At 64.4% G+C, this 2,558-nt stretch carries 1 protein-coding gene; it reads left to right on the top strand.

Annotation, left to right across the window (positions count from 1 at the left end):
- Window positions 1–1,153 precede the first annotated feature (1,153 nt).
- The gene (locus ACIRS4_RS36145) at window positions 1,154–2,317 is read left to right on the top strand and encodes an IS30 family transposase (protein WP_404204184.1); all 1,164 of its coding nucleotides are present in this window, start codon (window positions 1,154–1,156) and stop codon (window positions 2,315–2,317) included.
- Window positions 2,318–2,558 lie beyond the last annotated feature (241 nt).

Here is a 2,558-nt window from a genome sequence, read left to right on the forward strand (position 1 = left end):
CTCCTTGCTCCGCTGCGTCGCGCCCGGCGCGGCGGAGCGTTGCGGCACGCCCAGCGCACCGCATAGGTGCCTGATCAGCTCTCCGGGCGAAGAACTTCCGCGAGGGGACGAGGAAGACAGGATCAAGGAAGGGAGCTCCCCCGGCTCGATCTGGCCGTGCGAGTCCCAGCCGGATCGAGTGAGATTCCCACTCCGTCCCACCTCGCCGAATCGAGTGCCGGCACGTCCCCGCGGTGGATCATCCTGCGGTTGGGGAGAGGACTAGGCAGGGGTCCGAACCGAGCGATCAGCGGCGTGAGCGGATAGTTCAGGAGCACCTTAGGTTGCCTGTATCAGTAACCAAAGTCGCTCGCCATGAAGCCGTCCCCGCCCCTTGTGGACTGAGGGTGGGGTCCGCGTCGATATTCCTCGAGATAGGTGATGCGCCACTGCGGCCAATCCAGATACCTGTCGCCGGCCTTTTCCCGGTAGCGCCGATACTGGTACCGCCTTGTCCGTACCAGAGACTTCCGCGCCTCGCGGGCCGCCTTCCGAGCTGCCCGCTCGCCCCGTTTGCGTTCCGCGTCTGTGAGTTCCATTGGCGGATCAGCGAAGACTCCCCATCGCATCCGGCGCATAGTGGGCCATCCTCGGAGTGAAATGCTGGGTGTTTCTGCCCTGCGACCCCTTCGATGGTAGCGACCAAGGAGGTCAGCTGCTATCGGACAATTGCCCTAATCATGTTGTGGGGCAGTGCGGAACGAAGAAGGGGTCTGTTGCGGCCGACCAAGGACAGAAGCCGTCGCGACCGGTGACGGCCGACAGCATTTCGGGGATCGACACCGCGCCGATCGAGCGTCGAAAGCCCGAATCATCCCACACCCTCAGTTCGGCATGAGCGGACGCGGCACCTAGCCGAAGCTCTGCCGAGGCCCGCAATCGGTCCGCAGCAGCGCCAGAGGTACCCCTCCCCCGCCAACGCCGCCAATGGGCAAATCTCCCGGTCGACCGGTGGCTCCCACGCTCACCAACGAGAGCCAATCCAGGCAAACGCCGAGAAGCACCAGCTCAAACCCTGTTGCACGGAAGGGCCGAACCGACTTGTAAGCGGTGTGGTCTCAATGGTTTAGCGCAACACTGGATATGTCCTGGTGGAGCGGGGATGTGATGCGTGATGGCCTCGACGAGACCGCTGTCGGAGAAGCGGATACCGTTGACCGAACCCGAGATCGAGGAAGTGTGGCGACGCTGGAGGTCCGGGCAAGCGATCAAGGTCCTGGCCCGCGAGATGCGCCGGCATCCTTCGACGGTGCGGGAACTGCTCAAACGCTGCGGCGGTGTCCGGCCTGCGGCGCGTCACCGTAACTCGCTGCGGTTGAGTCTGGCTGAACGCGAAGAGATCTCACGCGGCCTCGCTGCCGGGGACTCCTTGCGCGCGATCGCGCGATGCTTAGGACGAGCCCCTTCGACGATCTCGCGGGAGGTCAGCGGCCATGGCGGTCGCTTCGCCTATCGAGCCCTGCCCGCAGACCGGGCGGCCTGGGCGCGGGCGGTGCGACCGAAACCGACCAAACTTTCCCAGGATCCGCAGCTGGCGCGGATAGTGGCCGAGAAACTCACCGCCCGTTGGTCGCCGCAGCAGATCGCGGGCTGGCTGGCTCGAAACCAGAAGTCCAGCATGGGATATGTGTCGCACGAAACGATCTACCGGACCCTGTTCATCCAGGCCCGCGGCGAACTGCGCCACGAACTGACCCGCTACCTGCGCACGCACCGCGCCATGCGCCGGCCCCGAGTCACCCGCCAGCCCGACGGGCGTGGTCAACGCCGCGGCGTCCTCAACATCGCCGAACGCCCCGCCGAGGCCGACGACCGGGCGGTTCCCGGGCACTGGGAAGGAGATCTGCTGTTCGGTAAAGGAATGTCGCCGATCGTGACGCTGGTCGAACGCTCCACCCGGTTCGTGATGTTGATCGCGCTGCCCGGCGGGCATCGCGCCGACCTCGTGGCCGACGCCTTGGCCACGAAAGTCGTGACCCTGCCCGCCGCGCTACGACGAACCCTGACCTGGGACCAAGGCATCGAAATGACCGAACACGCCGCCTTCACCGTCGCCACCGGTGTCCCGGTCTATTTCTGCGATCCGAAGAGTCCATGGCAGCGGGGCAGCAACGAAAACACCAACGGCCTTCTACGCCAATACCTTCCCCGCCACCTCGACCTTCGCACCTACAGCCAAGCCGACCTCGATGCCATCGCCGACGAACTCAACGGCCGTCCTCGACAAACCCTCGGATTCCGCACACCATCAGAAGCACTCAACGAAGTGTTGCGATAACCGCCTGAGCCCGCACTGAATTGCGGATGTGTTCTGTCATGCTCATGTGAATGTGGCCGCGCGTGGGTGGCCAGATCGGTGAGGATGCTTGATGATCGTCGAAACGATCCCTATGTGGATCGACCAGCAAACGATGGTGCATCTGCGTGACGTTCTCAGGTTGTTCCCGGCGAACGACTGGCAGTGGAGAGTCGAGGACTTCGACGGCTTCGGATGGTCTCCCGCAAGCCTCACGTGGGAA

This window comes from Streptomyces sp. NPDC101166 (assembly GCF_044768125.1).
Taxonomy (GTDB): Bacteria; Actinomycetota; Actinomycetes; order Streptomycetales; family Streptomycetaceae; genus Streptomyces.